Genomic DNA, 25880 nt, shown 5'->3' on the forward strand with positions numbered 1-25880 from the left:
GAAGGGAATCAAAAAAGGACAGGTTTCCCCGTCCCTTCGAAAAGTCATGAAACGTGTGAGGCAACTCCTGCGAACCAAAGTGCCAATTCGCGTTCTGCGCTGTCCACACTATCAGAACCATGAATTACGTTTTGTGACATCGTCGATGCAAAATCACCACGAATCGTTCCAGGTTGTGCATCGATCGGCTTTGTCTTCCCGATCATGAGACGAGAGACGGCTACGATGTCTTCCCCTTCCCATTCCATCGCGACGACCGGACCAGAAGTCAAAAACTCTACCAATTCACCAAAGAACGGCTTTTCTTTATGCTCTGCGTAGTGTGCCTCTGCGACCTCAACTGACGGTGTCACCATTTCGAGACGGTTCAATGTATATCCTTTGTTTTCAAAACGTGAGATGATTTCCCCAATCAATCCACGTTTTACCCCATCCGGTTTAACCATTAAAAATGTCTTTTCCATTCCCCAAATCCCCCTAAGTCAATAAATGTGTACGTTGTACGTATTTAGTGTACACGCTCCTGCACATTTTTGAAAGGGGTTACATGGGCATTTACCATTTACGTTTCCCGATATATTGAGCGATTTCAATCAAAGATTGTTTGTCAGGCACATTTGGCAACCCATCGAGTCTTCGAATAGCGCGTTCAACATATCGGTCAATCGTGCGTTGGCTTCGTTCTAACGTTCCATTCCGCTGCACTTCACGCACGAGTGATTTTGTCATCTCCGTGTCCGTCGATGCGTTCACCTGACAGAGACGCTCGTAAAAAGTTGGATCCTCCGATGAATAGAGGAGCGGTAACGTTTTATGACCATGCTTTAAATCTTCTCCGACTGGTTTCCCGAGTTGGAAACTTTTTGCCGTAAAATCGAGTAAATCATCAGTCATTTGGAATGCCATCCCGATGTCATACCCGAATAAGCTTAATTGTTTGACGACATGAGGTGACGCTCCTGAAATAACAGCGCCTGCCGCACAACTCGTCTCAATTAAAAGGGCCGTCTTTCGTGCAATCCGATCTAAATATCGTTTAGGAGATTGACCCCAATCATATTGATCTTGGATTTGATTGATTTCGCCGACGCAAATCCGCTCCATCGTGTCCGCCATGATTCGCATCACTTCCGGAGAATCGATTTCGGATACGAGACGAATCGCCTCCCCGAATAACGTATTTCCAGTATACATTGCAACGGTCTCATCATACCGCTCCATCACGGTCGGTTTCCCCCGGCGAAGCATCGCATCATCGATGACATCATCATGAACGAGTGATGCCATATGAATCAATTCAAGACTTGAGGCAACTTTCGTCAAACGGATATCTTTCGTCTCACCGAATCCTGCGCTCAATAAAACGAAAGCTGGTCGGATGCGTTTACCACCAGCATCGAGTAGTTGGCGAGATGCCGATTCAATAACAGGGTGGTCCGTCCTGACTCGAGTTGATAAAAATTGATCGATTTGATCAATCTCTCGGTTCATATGACGGTAAAGTCGCTTCAAAGACATGTTTCACCACTTCTTTCCTAGATGCATGGCACATGCACCTCCGGAGAATGTCTTTACTTCGACTTGTTCGAACCCGGCATCTTCAAACATGCGTTTTAGCGTCAGCCGGTCAGGAAACTGATCGGTCGATTCTTGTAACCATTTGTATTGGTCGTATGATCCGGCGAACACTTTGCCGAACAAAGGCATGACCGTCCCAAAGTAGAAGCGATACAATTCTTTAAAGACGGGTGCTGTCGGTTGACTCGTTTCAAGACAAACGACCGTCCCACCCGGTTTTAAGACGCGATGCATTTCACGCAACACCGTCATGTAATCCGGAACGTTCCGAAGTCCGAATCCGATTGTGACGTAATCGAACGAATGATCCCCAAACGGGAGCGCCATCGCATTCCCGTGTAATAACTCGATTGTCGGCAATGATTTTACTTTTTCCTCTCCCACTTTCAGCATATTCTCTGAAAAGTCGAGACCTTTGACGACCCCCGTATTTCCTGCAGCTTCAGCCAATTGAATCGTCCAGTCAGCTGTGCCACAACAAACATCTAAACATTTAGCCCCCGGAAAGACGTTCATTTTCTTCATCGTTGTCCGACGCCACCATTTGTGAAGTCGGAAGCTGATAATCGAGTTCATCGTATCGTAGCTCGGAGAAATGGACTGAAATACTTCGTATACTTTTTGCTCTTTTTCTATCGGTTGCAACGCGTAACATCCTTTCCGTTCTAAGCGACCGCGTGCGCGAGCAACGTGTTGAGCTGCTCCTTTTGATCTTGTCTGAGCGCTGTCGCTTTCTTATCAATCATTCGTTTCCCACTTGTTGTCAAATAAGGTTGTTCAATCAGCTCGGAAAGTGTTTGAATCAATCCGACGTTTGCTTCGATCCAAATGTTCATCGAGACGTTTTTATCGAGCAGTAGTGTACACTTTGCAGCATTGACACGTTGTACAGACTGTCCGAATCGATCGCTATACGACGCTGGGAAAGCCGTCAAGATTTTATAAAACTGAGCCGATGCAAAATCGCCCGCGAGCACTTTTAATTGGCGCTCTAGCGACCCTTTCGGACTACTGTTCACTTGATCATGTAATTCGAGCGCCTGATGAGCGAAATAAGTTGCCATCACGAGTTGTCGATGCTCAATCGATTCCAAATCAATCATCTCGACCATCCAACGAAGCAACAGCATGTCGACCGCTGGTACAACCTCGTGTTTCGTCAAATAGGGATGATTCATACGTTGTTGGATTTGACGAGCAAGGTCTGTGACAACGAATTCATTTGTCAACTGTTCCATGCTATCCCCCCTCGTCCACTTCATTGTCATTCTGACATAGTATAGCACATTTTTGTCACATTCACGTCATTAGAACTCGCAAACCAAACAAAAAAGCCGCCTTTCGGCGACTTATGTATTGCTGATTACTTGACCGCATCTTTGAGCGCTTTACCTGCTTTAAATGCAGGGACTTTGCTCGCTGGGATTTCGATATCTTCTTTTGTACGTGGGTTACGGCCTTTACGGGCAGCACGTTCACGAACTTCAAAAGTACCAAAACCGATCAATTGAATTTTTTCACCGTTTTGGAGTGCTTCAGTGATAGATTCGAAAGTAGCTTCTACAACTACTGTAGCTTCTTTTTTCGAAACATTTGCTTTCTCCGCTACTGCTTGGATCAATTCAGTTTTGTTCATCACGATTCACCTCCTCTCACTAGGAGTTTACGGGATTAATCATATCGTACAAACGTTGATATGACAACATTTTTTGCGTGAATTCACGACATTCGCCATCAAAACAAGCTCAGTTGTTTAAAAAAACAACTTCTCCTTGTTCATCTATTGTATAGCCTTGTGAATAAGCAGGGGCGAATGGAGCGTCTTCATACAGCAAATAACGAATGTCTTCACCGATTTCTGGCGACTCATCCGTATTTTGAAGCGCTTCCTTCACATCTTCTCGATAGTCTACAAATAGTTGTCCGGTACCGTCCACGTAGATCGGGAGTTCGCGATCCGAATACGGGCTCGGGATGACCGGCTCCTCTGTGACAAAAATCTTGTCGTAATCGAGCGTGAACTGATTTTTCCCAATCGATCCATCGAACGGGAACTTCCCTTCTTTCGCCCGAAACGCATTAATGTTTGTCTGAAGCTGTTGCAAACGTTCCGACACACGCAAATCAATCAATTTGACGGTCGGTTCCGTTTCGACATCGACGAGAATATACTGGAACAACCCACCGCCCTCAAAGCTATTCCCTGGAGGGTCTGCTAAATATCCTGGTACGAGACGGGCAAACTCGATTGGATAACGCTCCATGAGCGGCGTTTCCGCTGGTTTTGTTTTAATGGGCAAGACGCCAGATTGTTCACGATATGCATCGACCGCACTTTGTACGGTATTCAATTGGTCTTCATACGGAATATTGTTAGCTCGTTCCGAGTCCGGAAACATGCATCCTGCCAACAAAGTCGTTAACAGTACGCTAACAGCGATAATGCTCTTTTTCATGGTCTATCCTCCCGTCGGTCCTGAGACGACGACAAAAATCATAATAACTGTCCCAAATAAGAAAATGATGAACGCAATCAGGCGCACAAGTGTCGCAAACCATCCGGTCAGTTTCGTGTGACTGATGGCGACCATCAGTGCAGCGATGGCAAAAGCACCAATCCCCGCAAATGAAATCCACATTTTGATGAGTGACGGTGTCACGTCTATCCCCCTACTTTCTCTATGTTCTCCAGACTTCAAGTGTAGCAAAAAAAAGCGAGGAACTGAACGAAAACGTCAGCTCCTCTCCAAAGTATTATTCTTCAAAATGAAATACTTGTTCCATCTCATGCTTTTGTGGGCGTCTCATAAGTTTTTTCACTTCATCATGAGGACTCTTTTCTTCAAATAGCACGTTATAGAGCGCTTCCGTGATTGGCATTTCGACACCCGCTTCTTTTGCGAGCGAATGTGCCGCCTCACAGGCGCGGACACCTTCGACGACCATTCCCATGTTTCCGAGAACGTCTTCAAGCTTTTCGCCGCGTCCGATTGCATTGCCGGCCCGCCAGTTTCGGCTATGTTGCGACGTCGCCGTCACAATCAAATCCCCGATTCCTGTCAATCCAGAGAAAGAGGCCGGATTTGCTCCGAGCTTCACTCCAAGTCGAGCAATTTCCACAATCCCACGTGTCATGAGGGCAGCTTTTGCATTGTCCCCATAACCAAGTCCGTCGGTCATACCTGCAGCAAGGGCGATAATATTTTTGAGCGCCCCGCCATACTCGGCACCGACGACATCCGAGTTCAAGTAAACGCGGAATTGATCGTTTGTGAGCAGCTCCTGCACTTCGTCAGCGACATCGAGGTCCTCACAAGCAATCGTGATTGTCGTCGGTTTCCGCACTGCAACTTCTTCAGCGTGAGTCGGCCCAGTCAAGACACCGATAGCCCGACGTTTCGACGGGTCGATTTCTTCCGCAATGATCTCCGAAAGGCGTTTGTGCGTTTTCGGTTCAATCCCTTTTGCGGCATGAACGATGGTGACCGGTTCCTTCAACATGGTGTTCAACTGTTTCGAGACAGGACGAATCGCAGAGCTTGGGACGACAAGGAAGACGATGTTGCGTCCGTCGAGCGCTTCCTTCAAATCTGTCGTGGCCCGAATCGATTCCGGTAACGGTGCGTCTTTCAAATAAAACGAGTTTGTATGAGACGAATTGATCTCGTCCACATGCTCTTGTTCACGTCCGTAGAGCAGGACGTCATGACCATTATCCGCTAATACGAGCGAGATGGCCGTTCCCCAACTTCCCGCTCCAATGACAGCTACATTTGCCATAAGTGGCACCCCCGTTATTAGTTTTTCTGACGAGCCACGATATGAATCGGCGTCCCGGTGAAGTCAAATGCTTTACGGATTTGATTATCTAGATAACGTTTATACGAGAAATGCAACAATTCAGGATCGTTGACGAACAAGACGAACGTCGGCGGCTCGATGGCAACTTGAGTCGCGTAGTTGATCTTCAAACGTTGTCCTTTATCTGTCGGTGTCGGGTTCATCGCGACCGCATCGACGATGACATCGTTCAATACGCTCGTCGAGATCCGACGACGATGTGTTTCTGCCACTTGCTTGATGACAGGCAACAATGTTTGCAACCGTTTCGACGTAAGTGCCGACAAGAAGACAATCGGTGCATAATCAAGGAACAAGAATTCTTTGCGAATTTCCTCTTCCATCTTCTTCATCGTCTTATCATCTTTTTCGACTGCATCCCACTTGTTGACGACGATGACAATCGCCTTCCCGGCTTCATGGGCGAGACCGGCAACACGTTTGTCTTGTTCGATGATTCCTTCTTCACCATCGAGGACGACGAGGACGACGTTTGAGCGTTCAATCGCCTTTTGCGCGCGCATGACGCTGTAACGTTCTGTCGATTCGTATACTTTTCCGCGTTTGCGCATACCAGCCGTATCGATGATGACGTACTCTTGTCCGTCACGTGTGAACGGTGTATCGATCGCATCGCGAGTCGTTCCAGCGATGTTTGATACGATGACACGATCTTCGCCAAGGATCGAGTTCGTCAAACTAGACTTCCCGACGTTTGGACGACCAATCAACGAGAACTGAATGACGTCTTCGTTATATTCAAATTCATCCTTTTCAGGAGCAAGTTCGAACACTTGGTCTAACAAGTCACCAAGTCCTAACCCGTGTGTACCCGAAATCGGGAACGGATCGCCGAATCCAAGTGAGTAGAACTCATACATGAGATCTCTCATTTCAAAGTTATCCACTTTGTTGACGGCAAGGACAATCGGTTTGTTCGAACGGAACAACAAGTTCGCCACTTCTTCATCGGCTGCTGTGATGCCTTCGCGACCGTTCACCATGAAGATAATGACATCCGCCTCATCGATGGCAAGTTCAGCCTGATGACGCATTTGTACGAGCAACGGCTCGTCTCCTACTTCGATCCCACCTGTATCAATCAAATGGAACTTACGGTTGAGCCACTCTCCTGTACCATAAATACGGTCACGTGTGACACCTGGTTTATCATCGACGATTGAGACACGATCTCCGATGATGCGGTTAAAAATTGTGGATTTCCCGATATTCGGGCGGCCAACGATGGCCACTGCTGGAATTCCCATAACAACACCTCACTAATCTTTCTATCAAAATTTCATCATTTCAACATTTCGAAACGCAACTTACCTATCATATCACAGGCAAAATTAAGTGACCATACAAAAAGAAGCGGGAGCATGACTCCCGCTTGAACGATCATCTTATTTAGAGTCGTCCGAAGATTCATCACCTGTCAGTTCAGAGACAGAGAATCCTCCTTGGTCGCTGTATTCGTCGAGTAACGCTTGATCATCATCTTGACGAGTCGGTTCAGATGATTCGAGTGCACGCATCGACAATGAGATTTTCTTATCATCGAGATGAACATCTAATACTTTGACTTTCACTTCTTGGCCTTCTGATAACACTTCAGATGGCGTTGCGATGTGACGGTTCGCGATTTGCGAGATATGAAGGAGTCCTTCCACTTGTGGTGCGACCTCAACGAAAGCACCGAACGTCACAAGACGTTTGACAGTTCCTTCGATTACATCACCCGGTTGAATTTTTCCTTCAATCGTTTCCCACGGACCTGGTTGTGTCTCTTTAATCGAGAGCTTCACTTTTTCATTATCCAAGTCGAGACCAAGGACTTTCACTTTGACGCGGTCGCCTTCTGTTACGACATCGCTCGGCTTCTCAACACGGCTGTGCGCCATTTCTGAGATATGGACGAGACCGTCCACACCGCCGATATCAACGAACGCACCGAAGTCCGTCAAACGTTGAACCGTTCCTTCGATCACTTGACCGACTTCGAGCGATTCAAGCGTCTCTGATTTCTTGGCACTCATTTCTGCTTCGACAACTGCTTTATGTGACAAGATGACGCGATTTTTTTCGCGATCAATCTCGACGACTTTTACGGTAATTGGTTTGTTTAAATAAGACGAGAAGTCTTCGACAAAGTGACTTTCGACAAGAGATGCCGGGATAAATCCACGGATTCCGATATCGACGACAAGGCCACCTTTGACCTTATCTTTCACCATCACTTCAAACACTTCGCCCGATTCGAATTTCTCGACAATTCGATCCCATGCTGCTTCAGCATCGACGTCTTTTTTCGAAACGACCACTTCTTCGTCCGTGACTTTTTTAACTTTGACACGAATCTCGTCGTTCACTTGGAGTGATTCGTTTAAATCGTCTAGATGCATGCTTGATACTTCGCTAATTGGCAAAATCGCTTCGGTTTTATAACCGATATCGATCAGCGCTTGCTTGTCCTCGATTTTGACAACTGTTCCGGTCACAATTTGACCACGATTAATTTCAAAATCAGGCATATCTTTCATTTCTTCGACCATTCCAACACTACCCCCTCACGATGAGTACAAAAAGGAGCGCCCTGAGGCGCTTACACCTAGTATAAATCTCTTATAATTCCGAGAATTTGTCAAGGCGTTATGAAGATTGTACCTCTATTGAAAGAAGTTTAAACCTCAATTCCTCAAACCTATAATTACTTCGTGAATGAATGTTTCAAATAGAGGTCGGCAATTGTATCCATGATTAAGTCAGCCGCCTCTTGTGCGTTTGCCTTACGTTCCTTCAAAGGAGTCAAATCAATCGGCTTTCCGATGACGACACGCAATTTCGCACGAAACTTATATCTACCGATGATGGCAATCGGTAAAATGTGCGCGTCTGAACGCATCGCAAAGAAACCAACCCCGGCTTGCGCCTTTCCTAACGTCCCATCTTTTGAACGTGTACCCTCAGGGAAAATCGAGATGACCTCATCTTCTTTTAGCTTTTGAAGAACAACTCGTAGCGCCTGACGGTCACCTTCCCCACGCGATACAGGAATTTGTCCCGCACGGTTCAAAATATGCTTCAATACAGGAACGCTGAAAAGCTCTTTTTTCGCAAAGAATCGTAATGGACGTTCTTTCGGAATCGCACATGCGAGGAGGACCGGGTCCCAGTTTGACTGGTGGTTCGAACAGACGAGAATCGATCCATCTTTTGGGACATGTTCGCGTCCGATGAATTCGACGCGAAACGATGCGAGTTGAATGATGTTCACGACGGCCCTAGCCATCCGATACATTCCAAACGGACCATTGTTCAACGGTTTACTCATGCTTTCACCTCTTCAATTAATCGTTCAATCGCCGAGACGACCCCATCAATCGACAACGTCGTCGTATCGAGATAATGAGCATCTTCAGCTTGACGGAGAGGCGCGACCTCGCGCTCTGAATCACGTTTGTCACGAAGAGCAATTTCTTCCTTCAATCGCTCGTAATCACTCGGGATTCCTTTTGATACATTTTCCTCATGACGACGGCGTGCCCGTTCTTCGACCGAGGCAGTCATAAACACTTTCAAATCTGCGTTCGGTAACACATGCGTGCCGATATCGCGCCCATCCATGACGACACCGCCATGCTTCGCCAAATCACGCTGTAAATCCATCAAGGCATCCCGTACTTCCGATTGACGGGCGACAAAACTCACATTATTCGTCACTTCACTAGAGCGAATGACATCTGTCACTTCTTGTTCGCCATCGAATACACGTTGCCCTTCTTCAGATGGCACGAGACGAATCGACATGTTCTCGATCATCTTTGCAAGTGCGGGACCATCTTCAAGATTAATCTTCTCGTTTAAAGCACGATATGTGACTGCTCGATAAATCGCACCTGTGTCGATATAGACATAGCCCAATTGTTTCGCCAACGACTTGGCGATTGTACTTTTCCCGGCACCAGCCGGTCCATCTAAAGCAATTTGTAACGATTTTTTCATACAAAACGGGTATCGAGTGTGCCCGATACCCTCCTCCTCTCGGTCTATAATCCCGAGAACATCATAACAGTTTTTTATCTTGAAGAAAATACAGACCCTGTCCGCTTACGCGCTTCAAGTTGAACGCGGAAACAGTATCGTAAAATCGTCTCCTGATCACGAGGGGTCAAATCTTCGAATGCCAAAGAAAGCTCTTGCTTCACTTCTTGTTTATGTATACGTACTAAACGACTCTTCACACGAAAAAGTCGTGGCGCTCCTTGTTCATCTTCAATTCGGAACACAACGATGAGCGATTCGTTTACTTCAACGGGCACACGGTTCGCAATAATTTTCATACCGCCTGCCGATACGTCAAGCGACGTCGTTTCGAACGATTCGAAGTCTGCCCCATCTGCCGCAACAACTGTCACATCAATCATTTCAGGGACGCGCAAATATTCACGTCGTTGAATTCGTTTGATTTTTTTCTCATCCGGCATCTTGAAAGCATAGCGAATCGTCATCTGCGCATCACTGATTCGCTTCTCAATTTTCGTATCAAATGCGAACAACTGGTTATCCCCTTTGAAAAAGTAAACACGCATCTCTTCTTCTTCATGTAAGAAGAAGGTTTTAAGCGTCGTCATGTCACTTGGTGATTCAATCCAAACGATTTGATCCACGATGGCCGCAATCTTTGTTTTCCCCTCATTCCGTCCTTCTACTTCGATTCGTAACTCTTGTCCTTCTTTCAGCATACGCATGTTCCCCTTTATTTAAATTGACGACGATTGGACAGATTTGCTGCTCGTACAAGCAGAAGTGCAACCATCCATAAAATGACGATATAGAGCACGGCCGGCAACTTATGATTCGGTTCTAAAATCAAGATCAAATCAAACGTCCCGTGGATGACCGTTGCAGAAAAAATTGCCATAAACAGCCACACCCGCTCACGTGCCGAATGTTTTGCACGTCCCAAGCAATAGCCCATGACAACCGCAAACAATGCATGGCCGCTCACGGGTAAAATGGCGCGCCAAATCGCGATTTCTAATGAATCGTACACCCATAAGTATAAAAAATTCTCTAACGTCGCAAAGCCTAATGAGCAGGCGACCGCATAGAGAATCCCGTCGTAGTAATCATCAAAGACTTTATGTATATATATTGTATAATAAATCATAAACCACTTAAAAAACTCTTCGAGTAAGGCAGTGGTGACATATGCCTGCCAAAACGGACCAGTCAGCACCCCTTCTTCAACGAACGCATATTGGATAAACATGATCGGGAAAACGAGAACGGCCCCGGCCACGAAAGAACGAATCACATATCCGAGCGGTTCTGCTTCCAATTCATGGCGAAGATAGAAGTAGGAAAGAAGGGCAAGCCCTGGTGCCACCGCAGACAAGGCGATTGCGATCATGACGCATCTCTCCTTTCTCTCATTAGCATACACTGAATTGTCTGAAAGAAAAAGTGTGTAACGCCTAGAAAATGGAAATATTCATAAAAATAATTAGGAGGTCATTTATGAATCATTTATTACTTATTCACACAGGCGGTACAATCGCCATGTCCCAATCCGGTACCGGACACGTCGAACCGAGCGATGTGAACCCAATCGACGCTACACTTCCGAAGGCGACGGACATCGCCCACATTACGACGAAGCATTTCTCAAATATCCCGTCTCCACATATGACACCCGACAAAATGCTTGAACTGGCCCAATTCATTCAACATGAATTGACGCAGGACACGTATGACGGAGTCGTGATCACGCATGGAACAGATACATTAGAAGAAACAGCTTACTTCTTACAGATTACGCTCGGTGCGCCTGTACCAATCGTCTTGACAGGAGCGATGCGTTCCTCGAATGAAGTCGGTTCAGACGGGGAATTCAATTTAATTACCGCTCTTCGGGTCGCAAAGAGTGAATCGGCTCGCGGAAAAGGGGTACTCGTCGTGTTCAATGGAGAGATCCATTCGGCATTCAACGTCACAAAAACACATACGTCATCCGTTGATACGTTCAAATCGGTCCATTTCGGAAACGTGGGCATGGTCACAAAGGATCACGTACTCATCTATAGTCAACCGGCGACGAGACAGCCTAAAATGATTCCGTCCATCTCAAAACGGGTAGCTGTGTTAAAAGTCGTCGCGGGGATGGAGCCTGATTTGCTCGAATCGGTGATGGAGCTTGGATACGACGGACTCGTCCTCGAAGTATTAGGACAAGGCAATGTCCCACCGACACTTTTGCCGGCGCTCGAGCGCTTGGTCAAGGAAATCCCCGTCGTGATTGTCAGCCGTTGCTTTAACGGAATCGTCCAAGACGTATACGGTTATGCCGGTGGCGGAAAACAATTGAAAGAGATGGGGATCATTTTCTCGAACGGGTTGAATTCACAAAAAGCTCGCCTGCGTTTACTCGTGGAACTCGAATCCGGTTCTTCTCAATCCGTCATGGAGCATAGCTTTAGCTTCCAGCAATAACCTTGCGCTTCCGCATTCCCTTCCCTACAATGAGCAAAGAGGTGATTTTCAGTGAATAAACAAGCGATTATTGTGGGTGCTGGACCATGTGGTCTATCAGCGGCCATCGAGTTAGAGAAGATCGGGGTTTCTTGTACGATAATTGAGCGAGGAAATATCGTTGATGCAATCTATCGATATCCGACTCATCAAACGTTCTTTTCATCTGCAAACCTGTTAGAAATCGGGGACATCCCGTTTATATGTAAAGATTTAAAGCCACGTCGACAAGATGCACTCGTTTACTATCGGGAAGTCGTCACCCGTACCGGATTGAACGTCCATCCGTTCGAGAACGTCGAATCAGTAGAAAAAATCGACAATCGGTTTGTCGTGACGTCAAGACATGAGCGTCGTGGGGAAATCGTTCGCGAGGCAGATTATGTGATTTTAGCCACAGGATATTATGGACGTCCTCGTATGCTCGATGTACCTGGTGAGGAGTTACCACACGTCCACCATTATTTCCACGAGGCCCATCCGTACTATCGACAACACGTCACCATTATCGGGGGAAAGAACTCTGCAGTCGATGCGGCAATCGAACTCGAAAAAGCCGGAGCGTACGTGACGGTGCTTTATCGCGGTGAGTCCTATAGTCCTTCGGTGAAGCCGTGGGTTCTGCCTAACTTCGATTCACTCGTCCGACATGAGAAAGTTCAGATGGAATTTGAGGCGACAATCGATCGCATTACCGAAGACGGGGTCTATTATCACCAATATGGGGAAGAGAAGCACGTGTATGCCGACCACGTCCTCGCGATGACGGGGTATCAACCAGATCATCATCTTTTTGAAAATGCCGGAATCACAATCGATGAGGAGAGCGGTGTTCCGACGTTTGATGAGGAATCGTTCGAAACGAATGTCGAGCATTTGTTCATCGCTGGTGTTGTCGCTGCCGGCAACGATGCGAATAAGATTTTTATCGAGAACGGTCGATTCCACGGGAAAGCCATCGCAGACACGATCGCGAATCGTATTCAAGTATAAAAAAGTTCGGTCAACATGCGTTGACCGAACTTTTTTATTTAAACCCAACCGCGGAAACGTGACGCTTCCGCCATCTTACGTACACCGACCATATAGGCTGCGAGACGCATATCGACTTTGCGGGCTGAAGATGTGTTGTAAACCGTGTTGAACGAATGAACGAGTACTTTTTCAAGTTTTTCCTCGACTTCTTCTTCCGTCCAGTAATAACCTTGGTTGTTTTGTACCCATTCGAAGTAAGAGACCGTGACCCCGCCACTTGATGCCAATACGTCCGGAACGAGGAGAATCCCGCGCTCTGTCAAGATTTTCGTCGCTTCGTTCGTCGTCGGTCCGTTCGCCGCTTCCACTACGATGGAGGCTTTAATGGCATCGGCATTATCTTCCGTGATTTGATTCTCGATAGCAGCTGGCACGAGAATGTCACAGTCGAGTTCTAACATCTCTTTATTCGAAATCGTGTTTTTGAAGAGCGTCGAAATCGTACCGAATGAATCACGACGGTCTAACAAGTAAGGGATATCTAAGCCATTCTCGTCATGGATCGCGCCATACGCGTCACTGACCGCAATCACTTTTGCTCCTGCATCGTACATGAATTTCGAAAGGAAGCTACCCGCGTTCCCGAATCCTTGAACAACGACACGGGCACCTTTCAATTCGATGCCACGGCGGAGTGCCGCCTCTCGAATCATGATAGCTACACCTTTCGCAGTCGCAGTTTCACGACCGTGCGAACCTCCAAGTACAAGCGGTTTACCTGTAATAAAACCTGGTGAGTTGAATTCATCGATTCGGCTATACTCATCCATCATCCAGGCCATGATTTGTGAGTTCGTGAACACGTCCGGAGCAGGGATATCTTTTGTCGGTCCTACGATTTGGCTAATGGCACGCACATAACCACGGCTCAATCGTTCGATTTCACGGAAACTCATTTCACGTGGGTCACAGACGATTCCGCCTTTCCCCCCACCGTATGGCAAGTCGACAATCCCCGCCTTTAAACTCATCCATACAGATAATGCTTTGACTTCTACCTCAGTTACGCTCGGGTGGAACCGAATTCCCCCTTTTGTCGGTCCGACCGCATCGTTATGTTGAGCGCGATAACCCGTAAAGATTTTCGTCGAGCCATCATCCATGCGAACTGGGATCCGAACGGTCAGCATGCGAAGCGGTTCTTTTAACAACTCGTACATCTCATCTGGATAGCCGAGTTTATCTAAAGCTTCGTGAATCACCTCTTGTGTCGATTCCAAGATGTTTTTTCGTTTTTGATGACCTTTTTCTTGATCCGTAATCATGAAGGTTTCCTCCCCTAAATTGTCAATTCTCCCCCAAGAATCAACCTCGTATTCGTTTAAAAGTATAGCTGATACGCGCTCAATTTGAAAGGGTTTTACAAAAATAATGAAAGCGTTTTCTTGAAGTGTGGAATGATCCAGATGTCTTACTTCGACTCACGTTCGAGTGCTAGCTCCATAAAGCGTTCTAAAAGCTCACCGTACGAGATCCCGACTGTTTTTGCACTGTCCGGGAAGAGGCTCAACGGCGTCATTCCAGGCAGCGTGTTCGTTTCTAAAATATACGCTTCTCCCGTTTCCGATACGAGGAAATCAGAACGTGAATACCCTGAGCAACCGAGCGCACGGTGAGCCATGACTGCCGCTTGTTGCACTTCCGTCGTCAACTCATCCGAGATTTCGGCTGGACATACGTGAATCGAACCACCTTCTGTATACTTCGACTCATAGTCGTAAAACTCATTTTTTGGAATGATTTCAATGACAGGAAGTGCTTCCTCTTTCCCGAAGTTTCCGATGACCGGTACCGTCAATTCTTTTCCTTTAATGTACTGCTCAACAAGTACCGCTGAATCACATGCAAATGCTCGGTCAATTCCTGCACGTAACATCGACTCGTCCATCGCGATTGTCAAACCGTTCGAAGAACCTTCTTGTGCAGGCTTGACGACACATGGAAACTCATTTCCCCACTCAGCTACTTTCGCATCAATCGAATCCACAGATTCAATTAACACGTCGCGTGCCACACGGATGCCTGATGCTGCGAAGATGATTTTCGCTCTTGCCTTATCCATCGCAAGTGCAGATGCCAAGACACCTGACCCTGTGTACGGGATTCCCGCCATTTCTAGCAACGATTGGACGCGACCATCTTCGCCATATTTCCCGTGTAATGCGCTGACGACGACATCGACATCTAACGTCAATAACTCGTTCGCGCGTTCTGGATGAAAATCGATTGCCGTGACCTCATGGCCACGCTCCGTCAATGCCTCAATCATCCCTTGTCCACTTGTGAGGGATACCTCACGTTCTCCTGACACTCCACCATACAATACAGCGACCTTCATTCCAATCTCTCCTTCAACTAACTACTGAAAATTCATGTCTAATCATAACACGGACATGTCAAAAACAATAGAAACAGAAAAGTAAAAAAGCCGTACTTATGCGAATGCATCGTACAGCTCTTTCACGGCCTGTTCAGTTTGAATCGTTTTTCCATATTCCATCATGACGTACGGACTGACCGTAGTCGTTTTACCATATTCGGACAAAATGGCAGCGAGACGTTCTTCCACTTTCTCAGGTAGCACTTCCACGAAGTGGAGATAGTACCGTCCCTCATAGTGATAAAGTGCTCCACCCTGCTCAGTTTCATGTATATGTGGAAACAGTTGAATCGACGCGTTGATCACATCTTCGATATCATCAAACTGATAAATCAAATGATGAATGACATCAATTGTGAGTCGAATCTCAACTTGCTCGACATCAAGTTCTGCTATGGCCTCACCTTTTTGAACATCGATGACGAGACCATCACGAGGAAACATCGTCACATTCAAATCGACCGCTCCTTGTGGAGAGAATCCGTATTCACTCTCTGCTGTTTCAAGTAACTCTTTCCACAGCTGTTGACCGTTTTCCCCCACGATCGTATCGATAGCGATCCCACGTAACGAAAGCTCATTCGCAGTCACATATACACGAAGATGTTCTTTTGTTTGTTTTTCAAATCTCAATCGAAAACCTCCAGTGAATATTCAATCCTACTAATAAGCTACTCCCGTTTTAATCCCGTGTCAAATAGTTGATAACCATTTCGTCCACTCTTCTGGCGCATCACCAAGAAATGCATCATCGAACCGACTCCGTTCGAGGCTGACCGCGTATCCACCCGCCCCAATCTTTAATGTGGGGTGCTCTTCTTGAATATAGTGCATCGCCTCTAACAAGTTCGGGATATGGTCCGTTAACGTGCATGCGAAAATAAGGCAAGATGTGTCGATGTCGTGCAGCGCCTTGCTTAAATCTTCTTTCGGGAAGCCCGCTCCTAAAAAGATGACGTCGTACCCATGTTGGCGCAAATAAAGTGTGACAAACAACAATCCGATTTCATGCATCTCACCCGGTGCACAGACACAAGTGACTCGTGGAAGAAACGGGTTCATCGGCATTTGAAGTGACAACGTAGAGAGACGTGCCCGTAAAAACGCCGTGGCGAAGTGCTCATGGGCAATCGTAATCGTTCCTTGCTCCCACTTTGAACCGATATCCATCAGTAACGGTCCAATGATATCTTTTGTGACCTTTTCAAAACTGAACGTATTGAACGCACGATTGATTAAATCATGCGCGGTCCGCTCATCAAAAGAAAGCAATGCCTGAAGCAGAGCATCCTTTAACTCTTCATCGTAAAGCTTCGCAGACGTCGGTTCTGGTTCAGGAGCTTGGTGGAGTTGTTGGATTGCTTGTGAGACCGTCAACCCTTCTTTTTGCTTGTCTACCACCCATTTAATTTTCTCGACATCTTGATCTGAATACAGGCGGTGACCTGATTCGGTCCGGCTCGGTACGATAAATTGATATCGCCGTTCCCAAGCTCGAATGGTCGTTGGATTGACACCGGTCAACGTCGCCACAGTTTTAATGGAGTATTTCGGCATCTCCGCCCTCCTCTCCTATTCGTTCTATGATATAAGTATATCCTCAATTAAAGAGGTTTACCCCTTTTATTGTGCAATCGAGTATTTTCCAAAAATAAAAAAAGGCACGGACCATGTCCGCACCCTTCTTAAAAAATGGCATCTCGCCCGATATATATGAAAATGAGAATAATCGCTAACATGGCGAAGGTTAGAGTCATCGCCAACGGGCGCTTCATCAAGTTATCATTCAACTTCCTCTTCCGTTCATGCTCTTGCCTCTCCGATCGAGACGGCAACGTGTCCGCCAACTGCTCGCGTAAAGAATCTGCCTGATTCCGATGTCGCAACGTATGCCCTCCTTTACCTTTTTTATCATTTTACTATGATATTATTCAAAGGAAAAGATTTGCGTCAACCGTATTTTCCATTCTGTCACATTTTTTCGAACGATTTGCGGTGTCTCAGGAAACTCAATCGTCCCACACACATCACAACATTCCTCTTGGTCGATTGTCGGCTCCGAAAAATAACGGAGTAAATAATCGCGTCGGCACGTTCGGATAAGAGCATAATCCATCATCTGTCCGAGTTGACGATAGCGATCACGTTTTCTTTCTTTTACCCAATCGAGCGCCTCTTGAAGCGAGCGTTCAGACAGCATCTGCTTTAAAAGAAGGAATTTCGGGTCTTCTTCGTTCATCCTCAATAAGCGGGGTAATTGCGAAAGTGTCGTGCCATTTTCACACTCAAAGTATGCTAAGCGAATCTCTTCGTCTTTTGGATATTGACCATCAATCAAAAATTGTTGAATGCGTTCATCTCCATCCGCATAGAGGAGGACAGCAAACGCCGGCTCTCCATCACGACCTGCTCGTCCAATCTCCTGCATATACGCTTCCACCGTTGCAGGGATTTGATAGTGGATGACAGAACGGACGTTGTCTTTGTTCACACCCATCCCAAATGCACTTGTACACACCATGACCGACACTTCATTCCGTAAAAATTGAGATTGGACGAGTCGTCGGTCTTCCGTTGACATGCCGCCGTGATAAAACAACGCGTCCTCTAGTTCAAACGCCAACGCTTCCGCTTCTCGACGTGTCGCCGTATAGACGACTGCAGGTTTTGGTATGTCTCGGACCAATTCTTTGAGTCGTTCAAGTTTCTTCTCTTTTTCAAGTCGTTCGACCATCAATCGAATTTCTGGTCGATTCGCAGAATGCACGAACTGCTCCGGTGAAAAGAGTGCCAACTTCTCAATGATATCTTGCTTCACGCTCTCAGGAGCCGTCGCTGTGACGGCCATGCATTGAGGACTCCCGATTTGTTTGCGTAGTTCGCCTAAGCGCGCATATTCTGGTCTAAACTCATGACCCCATTGTGAGATACAATGCGCCTCGTCAATGACGAGCATTTGAATCTTCACGTTTGAGAGTGCGCGTGTAACGTACGGAACGGCCAACTGTTCGGGGGAGAGATATAAAAATCGATAACGTTTCAAGTGATTGATGATTTCTTGTTTTTCATCAGAAGACTCCATCGACGTCAAACGTGCGACACCACGTTCTCCCCGCTCTCGGATATGGAGCATTTGGTCTTCTATCAAAGAGAGGAGAGGTGAGACGATGACCGTCAATCCCCCATTTTTGATATACGAAGGGAGTTGAAACGTCAACGATTTCCCTGCCCCTGTCGGCATGACGGCTAATACATCTTGCCCTTCTACAACGGAATGGATGATTTCATGCTGCCCAGGACGAAACGAATCATATCCGAACACGCGTTTTAATGTCGATTCATACAAATGTCTCACCTCGTTTCAACCTTGCGAACACAAGGCGTATTTGAAAGTAACTCACGTTGCCCATCTTTTCGAAGATAGGTTTCAAAGCCCAGCTCTCTGGGTCTCGCAGCTTCTCGATGGTGACGATATCGTCGCTCGGCACAAATTGATCGAGGGGAAAGGTGTCTAAATACATTGCCATCTCCACCACATGATCCTCAATCGTACTCGTTCGTAGTCGTCGGCGAGACTGAACTTGTTGAAACGAATAGCCTTTGAGAAAGAGATCATACGATTCACGTGCCGAAAAGGTCATTCGCTCAGTCGACAACCCATACATGAAGCCCCGAAGCTTCGCCTCTTTTGGTAACACAGTTAACAGTTCATTCCATCCTGCTAAAAAATAAAGGCGAGCCGTCTCCGCGTCGACATCAAGAAGACTGGCGATTTGTTCATAGGTCAGACCGGTCTCAAAGGCTCCCGTAAATCGATAGACGACCGCTGTGGCATATGGATCTCCAATGATGTCAAGCGCGGCCTCGATCTCATGATGGAATGTTTGCATAAGGATTTTCCAATCTCGATCGATCTGTAACAACTGTTTGACCCACTGTTCCGCGGGTCGATCGGCTTGAACGGGATAAAACGTCCTCTCATGTTCCCTAGACATGAATGTCTGGACAAAGAGACTCAAACGTTTCCACGTCGTCGCATTATAATCACGGCGCTCTCCCCCTAAACGATTGAATAAATCTTTAACCGTTTCAGGTGAAGACAATAGGTTTCCCGCTTCTGTCAGTTTAAATTGTTTGCGGTCCAACCATCCCCGTTTTTCAAATCCTTTTAATAAAGACTCATATGAGTACGTCGTTTGAGGAAATTGACCAAATACAGGCTCTAGCTCATAAAAGAACGCGTCTTGTAACGTCGTGGCCGAGCGCTTTCCGTTCAAGACATGGAACAGGCTACGTTCACTCCGTTCCCCGTTTAATCGCTTAATGGCCAGCAGTAAAACTCCATCTGCTAAATGAACCAAGTCGTCACATCCTTAAAAAAATCATTATCCTACCAAAAAGACACTCGTTTCCTCATTGAAATAATTGGGTATGTAGACTACAATTACTCGTAGACAGTAGATTGATTTCTAAGAGAAACGAACCGTTTGGAGGGTTATTATCATGGCAAAATTTACTATCGTCGATAAAGATACATGTATCGCATGCGGAGCTTGTGGCGCAGCAGCACCAGATATTTATGATTACGATGATGAAGGTCTCGCATTCAACTTGATGGATGACAACACAGGTACTGTGGAAATCCCTGACGAGTTGTACGAAGACATGATGGATGCATTCGAAGGGTGCCCGACCGATTCAATCAAAGTGGCAGACGAATCGTTCGATGGCGATGCATTGAAGTACGAATAAACTTGCAAAGACATATTGGTCAAATGACCAATATGTCTTTTTTTGTTCACTTCTCCATCCTACTCTAATCATGACAGCTCTAGCCAAGTATAACAAAAAAGGTTGTTTGGCTTAAGTACCAAACAACCCTCCTAAAATGGACATATGTCCTATTCCGGATTAACGTTTTCCTTTAATATATGGAATACCGACCGACTTCGGTGCATCTGCACGACCGACGAGTCCAGCGAGCGCAAGAATCGTGAGGGCATAAGGTGCAATCAAAAGTAGAAGCTGCGGCACGTTATTGATGACAGGCAAGTTGCTTCCGATAATCGATAACGCTTGGGCGAATCCAAAGAACAATCCAGCGCCGAGCGCTCCGAGTGGATTCCACTTCCCGAAGATCATTGCAGCAATCGCCAAGAACCCTTGACCAACGATTGTCGTTCCACTGAAGTTCGTCGTAACCGTGACGGCGTATACCGCTCCGGCAAGACCACCAAACGCACCAGAAAGCATGACGCCCATAAAGCGCATTTTCGTGACGTTGATCCCCATCGTGTCAGCTGCCATCGGGTGTTCTCCGACTGAGCGAAGACGTAGTCCGAACGGCGTCTTGAAGATAACGAACCAGACGACAAACGCTAAAGCGATGGCAACGAATGACGTGTATTGCACGTTAATGAAGAACATTTTTAATACAGGAATATCTGATAGAAATGGTACGTTCTCCTTCGCAATACGGTACTCAATAAAGTCAGTTTGACCTTTGTTGTAAAGCACACGCACAACGAAGATGGCGAGACCGATTGCAAGCATGTTGATCGCTACTCCAAGAACCGTTTGGTCTGCACGCCATAGGATGGCAGGGACAGCCAAGAAGAGCGAGAAGAGCGCACCGACTACCATCGCAACGAGCAAGGAGATCCATGGGCTAAATACACCAGCTCCTAAGTCTGTTAACGTGAGCGTCGTGATGATCCCTGTTGCGGCACCGATAATCATAATCCCTTCAAGGGCAATGTTAACGACACCAGAGCGCTCACTGAAAATCCCACCGAGTGCTGCGATAATGAGTGGAGTCGCATAGGCAAGTGCAACCGGTACGACGATATAGAGGACTTCTAAGAAGCTCATTTTTTCTCCACTCCTTTCTTACGATTTCCTTTAAGTTTCTCAACGACATAGTTGATGGCATAACCAGATGCCACAAAGATGACGATTGCTGCGATGATGACTTTAACAAGTTCAGACGGTACGTTCGCACCGAGCTGCATCGCCAATCCACCGATGTTCAATCCAGCAAATAGAATCGCTGCGAGAATGACACCGATCGCTGTGTTGGCACCTAGAAGGGCTACTGCGATCCCGTCAAAACCGACACCTGTGAACGATGCAGAGAGCGTCATACTACCGAACGTCCCGAGACCTTCCATCGCACCGGCGAGACCTGCGAACATCCCTGAGATGACAAACGAAAGGACGATGTTACGGTCAACGCTCATCCCCGCATATTGAGAGGCATGTTTGTTGAATCCGACTGCACGCAACTCATAACCGAGTGTCGTACGCTGAAGAATGTAGTAGTATACAATCGCCGCGAGTACTGCAACGAGGACACCCCAGTGAAGACGTGAGTACGTCGTCAACTCTTGCAACCAAGGTGACGCAAGCGATGCCGATTCATTGATTGAGTCAGTACGTTCGTTCGTTACGCCGATGACGCTACGCAAAATCGCGTTCGTCGTGTAAAGCGCGATATAGTTCATCATGATGGATGTGATGACTTCGTGGACGTAAAACTTCGCTTTCAAGAATCCAGGAACGAACGCCCAGAGTGCTGCTGCGACCATCGCCGCGAGAAGTGCAAGCGGTAAATGGATGAACATCGGCAAATCGAAGTTGATCCCTACATATACAGCTGCTACCCATCCGATCAATACTTGACCTTCTACCCCGATGTTGAATAGCCCCGTCCGGAATGCGAAGGCAACCGCGAGACCTGAGAAGATGAGAGGTGCTGCTGCTCGTAGCGTCTCCCCAACGGCATATGGGCTTCCAAACATCCCTTCAAACAAGGAGATAAAGCCTTGAATCGGGTCGTATCCACCAATCAACATGACGATGGCTCCGACGAGAAGTCCTAAAATGATGGATAGGAATGGAATGAGAAGTTGATTTAAACTTAATTTTTTCATTCTTTGTCGTCCCCTCTCTGACCGCCGGCCATCAAGAAGCCAAGCTCTTGTTCCGTCGTCTCTTTCGGATCACGAATTCCTACGATTTTTCCTTCATAAAGAACGGCGATCCGGTCGGATACGTGCAAAATCTCATCAAGTTCGAACGAAATAAGCAAGACGGCACGGCCTTTTTCACGTTCTTTGACGAGTTGTTCGTGAATGAATTCAATCGCACCGACATCAAGACCACGCGTCGGCTGTGCTGCGATGAGTAAATCAGGTGAACGATCGACCTCACGGGCAATGATTGCTTTCTGTTGGTTACCACCAGAAAGGGCACGAGCCGGAACGTCGATGGATGGAGTTCGGACGTCAAACTTCTCAATCAACGCCTTCGCTTTTTCTGCCACTGCTTTATAATTCATGAGTCCTCGTTTCGAGAACGGTTCTTTGTAGTACGTTTGAAGAACCATATTGTCACGAATCGAGTAGTCAAGGACGAGACCATGTTTATGACGGTCCTGTGGAATGTGTCCGATTCCAGCTTCCGTCATTTTACGCGGTGTATGACCCGTCACGTCTTTTCCGTTGAGCAAAACTTTACCCGACTCCGGTTTTTTAAGTCCCGAGATCGCTTCAATCAGTTCTGTCTGACCGTTGCCGTCGATTCCGGCAATCCCGAGTACTTCTCCAGCACGAATCTGAAGGTCCAATCCTTCGACAACCTTCAAACCACGGCTGTCTTTGACGACAAGTCCTTGAACGTCGAGAACGACTTGTTGCGGGTCGGCTTTCGAATACTCTGCATCGAAATTGACTTCTCGCCCGACCATCATTTCAGCAAGACTATCTTCGTTAACCGTCTCATCCACTTCAACGGTACCGATATAACGTCCACGGCGAATGACTGTGCAACGGTCTGCGACTTGCATAATTTCCTTCAGCTTGTGAGTGATCAAGATGATCGACTTACCTTCAGCAATCAGACGTTTCATAATTTGGATAAGTTCTTGAATCTCTTGTGGTGTCAACACTGCCGTCGGTTCATCGAAGATCAAAATATCTGCCCCGCGATAGAGCGTCTTCAAGATTTCTACACGCTGTTGCATGCCGACTGAAATATCTTCAATCTTGGCGTCTGGATCAATCTTAAGCCCATACTGTTCTGAAATATCCATGACCTTTTTACGGGCTGTCGCACGGTCAATCGTCACACCGCTCTTTGGCTCAAGTCCAAGGATGATGTTCTCAGTGACTGTGAATTTTTCAACAAGCATAAAGTGCTGGTGGACCATCCCGATCCCAAGTTCGTTGGCGATGTTCGGGTTTTCAATATCCACTTTTTTCCCATGCACACGAATCTCCCCGCCTTCAGGCTGATAGAGACCGAATAACACGTTCATGAGCGTCGACTTCCCCGCCCCGTTCTCTCCGAGAAGCGCATGGATTTCTCCTTTGCGCAATTGGAGTGTGATATTGTCGTTCGCAACGAACGTACCGAACTCTTTGCGAATATTTAGCATTTCAATTACATATTCCAAGGAAGTTCACCCCTAACTTTAAGTAAAGGGAGACCACATGGGTCCCCCCTTCACTCAAATGAATTATTTTACGTTTTTCATGAACTCTTCGAACTCAGCGTCAGTTGCTGGTGCAGTGAGTTCTCCGTCAACCAATTGTGTACGATATTCTTCAACTTTATCGAGAATTTCTTGTGAAACGTGCTTGTCAGAAGTTTCTGCGATGCCGACACCGTCATCTTTCAAACCGAACTCGATGATTTCGCCGCCTGGGAATTCTCCGTCCATCGTCTGTTTCGATACGTCATAAGTAGCTGTATCTACACGTTTGACCATTGAAGTCAACGTAACGTCTTCTGGAAGACCTTCTTCGTACTGGTCACGGTCAACCCCGATTACCCAAACTTCTTCGCCGTTCTTCTTACGGTTTTTCGCTTCTGTGAATACCCCTACACCTGTACCACCAGCTGCGTGATAGATGATGTCCGATCCAGAACCGTACATACCTGAAGCGATTGCTGTTCCTTTTTCAGCCGAGTTGAAGTCTTCTGCATACTTCACGTCGATTGTTGCTTCTGGGTTAACAGCCATGACACCCGCTTTAAATCCATTTTCAAACTTCTTGATCAAGTCTGACTCTACTCCACCGATGAAACCAACTTTGTCAGTTGTCGTTGTGAGACCGGCAATGACACCAACAAGGAATGAACCTTCTTGCTCTTTGAACGTGATTGAAGCAACGTTCGGAGCGTCAACAACCATATCAACGATTGCGAAGTTGTTGTCCGGGAACTGCTCAGCAACTTTTTGTACGTCTTCAGCCATCAAGAAGCCGATACCGTAGATCAAGTTGAAGTTGTCACGAGCCAATTGTTGCAAGTTTGGCTGGTAGTCCGCTTGTTTAGCTGATTGAAGGTATTTGTATCCTTCGTTTTCAGTCAAGTTGTTGTCTTCACCAAATTTCGTGAGACCTTCCCAAGCAGATTGGTTGAATGATTTGTCATCAACACCGCCAGTATCTGTAACCATTGCTACTTTAAAGTCGCCGCCCTCGCCGCCTTCGCCGTTTGAAGATGAGCCGCCTTCGTTGTCATCTCCACCGCATGCTGCGAGTACTGTAGAGAGTGTGAGTCCTGCTGCTAAAGCTGAGAGAATCGTTTTCTTTTTGTTCATCATCGTCGTGTTTCCCCTTTCGGTTCATAACAAATTTTGTTGTCATGTTATCAGTAGTCTTTACACCGGTATAAGAAAGCGCTTTCACGCTGTTCCCCAAAAATAACTCTTCCGTTAAAAAACTGTTCGGTTACACTCGTTTACGTACGACGTGGAAGTCGAATCGATCAGCTCGGAAAAAGTTGGCCGAATCGAGCAATGGTAAATCACTCTCATCGTAATGCAATTGTTTTAAAGCGAGTAACGGTTGGTCCGTCTGAAGTTGTGACGAAATTTCAGAGCTGACACTCGGTTCGATGTGCGTGATCGCGTATGCGACTCGACGTCCTACCTCTTTTTCGAGAGAGTCAAACAAAGACTTTCCTTCAGTCAATGCCTCAGGATTTGAGACGAGATGGGCCGGCACTTTGTCGACACAATAAACGACCGGTGTGTCATCCGCATATCGAATTCGAACAATCCGATAAATCGGTGAGTTCGGCTCAATCTTGAGACGCTCGGCTTCTCTCTCTGTTGCCAACACTTTCTCGGCCACCAATACTTTCGTTCCTGGTGTCATTTTTGCGCGTGTGATCATATCAGTGACACTGAACAACTCTTCAATCCCTGACGTGAATGGCGGTTTAGAACTAATAAATGTCCCTACTCCATGTTTTCGCACGACAAATTTCTCATCTTCGAGAATTCTTAACGCTTCACGAAGTGTCGCTCGACTTACTCCGAGTTGCTTTGAAAGCTCGAACTCTGAAGGTAACTTCTCACCTTCACGATAGACACCAGCGTCGATATCTTGCTTAATTTTCTCAATCACTCGAAGATAGAGCAATCGATGATCGAGCTTAATCGACATTGGCCTCACCACCTTTAATTTACTTACCAGTGCTCAGACATCTGACGTATGAATGT

29 protein-coding genes are annotated in these 25880 nt (G+C 46.7%); 3 read left to right on the forward strand and 26 right to left on the reverse strand.

Annotation, left to right across the window (positions count from 1 at the left end; genetic code table 11):
* Positions 1-44 precede the first annotated feature (44 nt).
* The 14 genes from ndk to prsW all read right to left on the reverse strand — a co-directional run bounded on the left by ndk (position 45) and on the right by prsW (position 10834).
* Positions 45-464, reverse strand: a complete 420-nt coding sequence (ndk, locus tag ACQKD4_RS07575) for a nucleoside-diphosphate kinase (protein ID WP_074034630.1) — start codon at positions 462-464, stop codon at positions 45-47.
* Positions 465-555: 91 nt separating this feature from the next.
* A complete protein-coding gene (locus tag ACQKD4_RS07580; protein ID WP_274664285.1) occupies positions 556-1518 on the reverse strand; it encodes a polyprenyl synthetase family protein in 963 nt (320 codons plus the stop codon).
* Between the two features lie 3 nt (positions 1519-1521).
* On the reverse strand, positions 1522-2223 hold the full coding sequence (locus ACQKD4_RS07585; RefSeq protein ID WP_274664286.1) for a demethylmenaquinone methyltransferase: 702 nt from the start codon (positions 2221-2223) through the stop codon (positions 1522-1524).
* A gap of 20 nt (positions 2224-2243) precedes the next feature.
* Complete coding sequence (locus tag ACQKD4_RS07590; protein WP_214875556.1) at positions 2244-2816, reverse strand: heptaprenyl diphosphate synthase component 1; 573 nt, start codon at positions 2814-2816, stop codon at positions 2244-2246.
* Between the two features lie 125 nt (positions 2817-2941).
* Entirely contained in the window at positions 2942-3214 is a 273-nt protein-coding gene (locus tag ACQKD4_RS07595; protein WP_074034634.1) for an HU family DNA-binding protein, read from the reverse strand.
* Between the two features lie 109 nt (positions 3215-3323).
* Entirely contained in the window at positions 3324-4034 is a 711-nt protein-coding gene (locus ACQKD4_RS07600) for a hypothetical protein (protein WP_427372962.1), read from the reverse strand.
* Between the two features lie 3 nt (positions 4035-4037).
* Positions 4038-4238, reverse strand: a complete 201-nt coding sequence (locus tag ACQKD4_RS07605) for a DUF2768 family protein (protein WP_074034636.1) — start codon at positions 4236-4238, stop codon at positions 4038-4040.
* A gap of 94 nt (positions 4239-4332) precedes the next feature.
* On the reverse strand, positions 4333-5358 hold the full coding sequence (locus ACQKD4_RS07610) for an NAD(P)H-dependent glycerol-3-phosphate dehydrogenase (RefSeq protein WP_214745386.1): 1026 nt from the start codon (positions 5356-5358) through the stop codon (positions 4333-4335).
* 17 nt (positions 5359-5375) lie between these two features.
* On the reverse strand, positions 5376-6686 hold the full coding sequence (gene der, locus ACQKD4_RS07615; RefSeq protein WP_214691863.1) for a ribosome biogenesis GTPase Der: 1311 nt from the start codon (positions 6684-6686) through the stop codon (positions 5376-5378).
* A 138-nt stretch (positions 6687-6824) separates the two neighbouring features.
* Positions 6825-7973, reverse strand: a complete 1149-nt coding sequence (rpsA, locus tag ACQKD4_RS07620) for a 30S ribosomal protein S1 (RefSeq protein ID WP_214691862.1) — start codon at positions 7971-7973, stop codon at positions 6825-6827.
* A gap of 155 nt (positions 7974-8128) precedes the next feature.
* Positions 8129-8752 carry a lysophospholipid acyltransferase family protein gene (locus tag ACQKD4_RS07625; protein ID WP_427372963.1) on the reverse strand — a complete coding sequence of 208 codons (624 nt, stop codon included), beginning with the start codon at positions 8750-8752 and terminating at the stop codon, positions 8129-8131.
* Positions 8749-9423: a (d)CMP kinase gene (cmk, locus tag ACQKD4_RS07630; protein WP_427372964.1), complete on the reverse strand. Its 675-nt coding sequence runs from the start codon at positions 9421-9423 to the stop codon at positions 8749-8751. Before cmk ends, ACQKD4_RS07625 begins: the two co-directional genes overlap by 4 nt.
* A gap of 74 nt (positions 9424-9497) precedes the next feature.
* Positions 9498-10163, reverse strand: a complete 666-nt coding sequence (locus ACQKD4_RS07635; RefSeq protein ID WP_427372965.1) for a flagellar brake protein — start codon at positions 10161-10163, stop codon at positions 9498-9500.
* A gap of 14 nt (positions 10164-10177) precedes the next feature.
* Complete coding sequence (prsW, locus tag ACQKD4_RS07640; RefSeq protein ID WP_214691859.1) at positions 10178-10834, reverse strand: glutamic-type intramembrane protease PrsW; 657 nt, start codon at positions 10832-10834, stop codon at positions 10178-10180.
* A gap of 107 nt (positions 10835-10941) precedes the next feature.
* Between prsW and ACQKD4_RS07645 the strand changes: the two genes are divergently transcribed.
* Positions 10942-11913 (forward strand): asparaginase, encoded by a 972-nt coding sequence (locus ACQKD4_RS07645; RefSeq protein WP_074034643.1) that lies wholly within the window; start codon positions 10942-10944, stop codon positions 11911-11913.
* 51 nt (positions 11914-11964) lie between these two features.
* The gene (locus ACQKD4_RS07650; RefSeq protein WP_427372967.1) at positions 11965-12945 is read left to right on the forward strand and encodes a YpdA family putative bacillithiol disulfide reductase; all 981 of its coding nucleotides are present in this window, start codon (positions 11965-11967) and stop codon (positions 12943-12945) included.
* Between the two features lie 38 nt (positions 12946-12983).
* On the opposite strand, the gene ACQKD4_RS07655 is transcribed toward ACQKD4_RS07650, so the two are convergent.
* From ACQKD4_RS07655 to ACQKD4_RS07685, 7 genes are all read right to left on the reverse strand, one after another.
* Positions 12984-14252 carry a Glu/Leu/Phe/Val family dehydrogenase gene (locus ACQKD4_RS07655; RefSeq protein WP_015881453.1) on the reverse strand — a complete coding sequence of 423 codons (1269 nt, stop codon included), beginning with the start codon at positions 14250-14252 and terminating at the stop codon, positions 12984-12986.
* A gap of 146 nt (positions 14253-14398) precedes the next feature.
* Positions 14399-15325, reverse strand: coding sequence for a D-alanine--D-alanine ligase (locus ACQKD4_RS07660; protein ID WP_214783688.1), 927 nt, complete (start codon positions 15323-15325; stop codon positions 14399-14401).
* Between the two features lie 96 nt (positions 15326-15421).
* The gene (locus ACQKD4_RS07665) at positions 15422-16000 is read right to left on the reverse strand and encodes an adaptor protein MecA (protein WP_074034646.1); all 579 of its coding nucleotides are present in this window, start codon (positions 15998-16000) and stop codon (positions 15422-15424) included.
* A 60-nt stretch (positions 16001-16060) separates the two neighbouring features.
* A complete protein-coding gene (locus tag ACQKD4_RS07670; RefSeq protein WP_427372968.1) occupies positions 16061-16924 on the reverse strand; it encodes a MerR family transcriptional regulator in 864 nt (287 codons plus the stop codon).
* A 128-nt stretch (positions 16925-17052) separates the two neighbouring features.
* The gene (locus ACQKD4_RS07675; protein WP_074034648.1) at positions 17053-17253 is read right to left on the reverse strand and encodes a hypothetical protein; all 201 of its coding nucleotides are present in this window, start codon (positions 17251-17253) and stop codon (positions 17053-17055) included.
* A 41-nt stretch (positions 17254-17294) separates the two neighbouring features.
* Positions 17295-18722 carry a RecQ family ATP-dependent DNA helicase gene (locus ACQKD4_RS07680; protein ID WP_427372969.1) on the reverse strand — a complete coding sequence of 476 codons (1428 nt, stop codon included), beginning with the start codon at positions 18720-18722 and terminating at the stop codon, positions 17295-17297.
* Positions 18706-19728, reverse strand: coding sequence for a helix-turn-helix domain-containing protein (locus ACQKD4_RS07685; protein WP_427372970.1), 1023 nt, complete (start codon positions 19726-19728; stop codon positions 18706-18708). The genes ACQKD4_RS07680 and ACQKD4_RS07685 overlap by 17 nt, the downstream gene beginning before the upstream one ends.
* 142 nt (positions 19729-19870) lie before the next feature.
* Between ACQKD4_RS07685 and ACQKD4_RS07690 the strand changes: the two genes are divergently transcribed.
* Positions 19871-20119 (forward strand): ferredoxin, encoded by a 249-nt coding sequence (locus tag ACQKD4_RS07690; protein WP_074034651.1) that lies wholly within the window; start codon positions 19871-19873, stop codon positions 20117-20119.
* Between the two features lie 159 nt (positions 20120-20278).
* On the opposite strand, the gene ACQKD4_RS07695 is transcribed toward ACQKD4_RS07690, so the two are convergent.
* The 5 genes from ACQKD4_RS07695 to ACQKD4_RS07715 all read right to left on the reverse strand — a co-directional run bounded on the left by ACQKD4_RS07695 (position 20279) and on the right by ACQKD4_RS07715 (position 25824).
* Complete coding sequence (locus ACQKD4_RS07695; RefSeq protein ID WP_074034652.1) at positions 20279-21238, reverse strand: ABC transporter permease; 960 nt, start codon at positions 21236-21238, stop codon at positions 20279-20281.
* Positions 21235-22299 carry an ABC transporter permease gene (locus ACQKD4_RS07700; protein ID WP_274663879.1) on the reverse strand — a complete coding sequence of 355 codons (1065 nt, stop codon included), beginning with the start codon at positions 22297-22299 and terminating at the stop codon, positions 21235-21237. Before ACQKD4_RS07700 ends, ACQKD4_RS07695 begins: the two co-directional genes overlap by 4 nt.
* Positions 22296-23822 (reverse strand): ABC transporter ATP-binding protein, encoded by a 1527-nt coding sequence (locus ACQKD4_RS07705; RefSeq protein WP_214745406.1) that lies wholly within the window; start codon positions 23820-23822, stop codon positions 22296-22298. Before ACQKD4_RS07705 ends, ACQKD4_RS07700 begins: the two co-directional genes overlap by 4 nt.
* A 63-nt stretch (positions 23823-23885) precedes the next feature.
* Positions 23886-24974 (reverse strand): BMP family lipoprotein, encoded by a 1089-nt coding sequence (locus ACQKD4_RS07710; protein ID WP_214693960.1) that lies wholly within the window; start codon positions 24972-24974, stop codon positions 23886-23888.
* Between the two features lie 130 nt (positions 24975-25104).
* Positions 25105-25824, reverse strand: a complete 720-nt coding sequence (locus ACQKD4_RS07715) for a GntR family transcriptional regulator (RefSeq protein WP_074034655.1) — start codon at positions 25822-25824, stop codon at positions 25105-25107.
* Positions 25825-25880: the final 56 nt, after the last annotated feature.

The organism is Exiguobacterium sp. NPDC077395 (genome assembly GCF_050269125.1).
In the GTDB taxonomy this organism is placed as follows: Bacteria; Bacillota; Bacilli; order Exiguobacteriales; family Exiguobacteriaceae; genus Exiguobacterium; species Exiguobacterium aestuarii_A.

What these genes read in the sequence shown, in the direction of transcription:
- ACQKD4_RS07695 (WP_074034652.1), bottom strand. Translation starts at nt 21,238, where the DNA reads ATGAGCTTCTTAGAAGTCCTCTATATCGTCGTACCGGTTGCACTTGCC.
- ACQKD4_RS07600 (WP_427372962.1), bottom strand. Translation starts at nt 4,034, where the DNA reads ATGAAAAAGAGCATTATCGCTGTTAGCGTACTGTTAACGACTTTGTTG.
- ACQKD4_RS07590 (WP_214875556.1), bottom strand. Translation starts at nt 2,816, where the DNA reads ATGGAACAGTTGACAAATGAATTCGTTGTCACAGACCTTGCTCGTCAA.
- ACQKD4_RS07700 (WP_274663879.1), bottom strand. Translation starts at nt 22,299, where the DNA reads ATGAAAAAATTAAGTTTAAATCAACTTCTCATTCCATTCCTATCCATC.
- der (WP_214691863.1), bottom strand. Translation starts at nt 6,686, where the DNA reads ATGGGAATTCCAGCAGTGGCCATCGTTGGCCGCCCGAATATCGGGAAA.
- ACQKD4_RS07670 (WP_427372968.1), bottom strand. Translation starts at nt 16,924, where the DNA reads ATGCCGAAATACTCCATTAAAACTGTGGCGACGTTGACCGGTGTCAAT.
- ACQKD4_RS07580 (WP_274664285.1), bottom strand. Translation starts at nt 1,518, where the DNA reads ATGTCTTTGAAGCGACTTTACCGTCATATGAACCGAGAGATTGATCAA.
- ACQKD4_RS07655 (WP_015881453.1), bottom strand. Translation starts at nt 14,252, where the DNA reads ATGATTACGGATCAAGAAAAAGGTCATCAAAAACGAAAAAACATCTTG.
- cmk (WP_427372964.1), bottom strand. Translation starts at nt 9,423, where the DNA reads ATGAAAAAATCGTTACAAATTGCTTTAGATGGACCGGCTGGTGCCGGG.
- ACQKD4_RS07610 (WP_214745386.1), bottom strand. Translation starts at nt 5,358, where the DNA reads ATGGCAAATGTAGCTGTCATTGGAGCGGGAAGTTGGGGAACGGCCATC.
- ACQKD4_RS07635 (WP_427372965.1), bottom strand. Translation starts at nt 10,163, where the DNA reads ATGCTGAAAGAAGGACAAGAGTTACGAATCGAAGTAGAAGGACGGAAT.
- ACQKD4_RS07715 (WP_074034655.1), bottom strand. Translation starts at nt 25,824, where the DNA reads ATGTCGATTAAGCTCGATCATCGATTGCTCTATCTTCGAGTGATTGAG.
- rpsA (WP_214691862.1), bottom strand. Translation starts at nt 7,973, where the DNA reads ATGGTCGAAGAAATGAAAGATATGCCTGATTTTGAAATTAATCGTGGT.
- ACQKD4_RS07595 (WP_074034634.1), bottom strand. Translation starts at nt 3,214, where the DNA reads ATGAACAAAACTGAATTGATCCAAGCAGTAGCGGAGAAAGCAAATGTT.
- ACQKD4_RS07690 (WP_074034651.1), top strand. Translation starts at nt 19,871, where the DNA reads ATGGCAAAATTTACTATCGTCGATAAAGATACATGTATCGCATGCGGA.
- ndk (WP_074034630.1), bottom strand. Translation starts at nt 464, where the DNA reads ATGGAAAAGACATTTTTAATGGTTAAACCGGATGGGGTAAAACGTGGA.
- ACQKD4_RS07710 (WP_214693960.1), bottom strand. Translation starts at nt 24,974, where the DNA reads ATGAACAAAAAGAAAACGATTCTCTCAGCTTTAGCAGCAGGACTCACA.
- ACQKD4_RS07645 (WP_074034643.1), top strand. Translation starts at nt 10,942, where the DNA reads ATGAATCATTTATTACTTATTCACACAGGCGGTACAATCGCCATGTCC.
- ACQKD4_RS07625 (WP_427372963.1), bottom strand. Translation starts at nt 8,752, where the DNA reads ATGAGTAAACCGTTGAACAATGGTCCGTTTGGAATGTATCGGATGGCT.
- prsW (WP_214691859.1), bottom strand. Translation starts at nt 10,834, where the DNA reads ATGATCGCAATCGCCTTGTCTGCGGTGGCACCAGGGCTTGCCCTTCTT.
- ACQKD4_RS07660 (WP_214783688.1), bottom strand. Translation starts at nt 15,325, where the DNA reads ATGAAGGTCGCTGTATTGTATGGTGGAGTGTCAGGAGAACGTGAGGTA.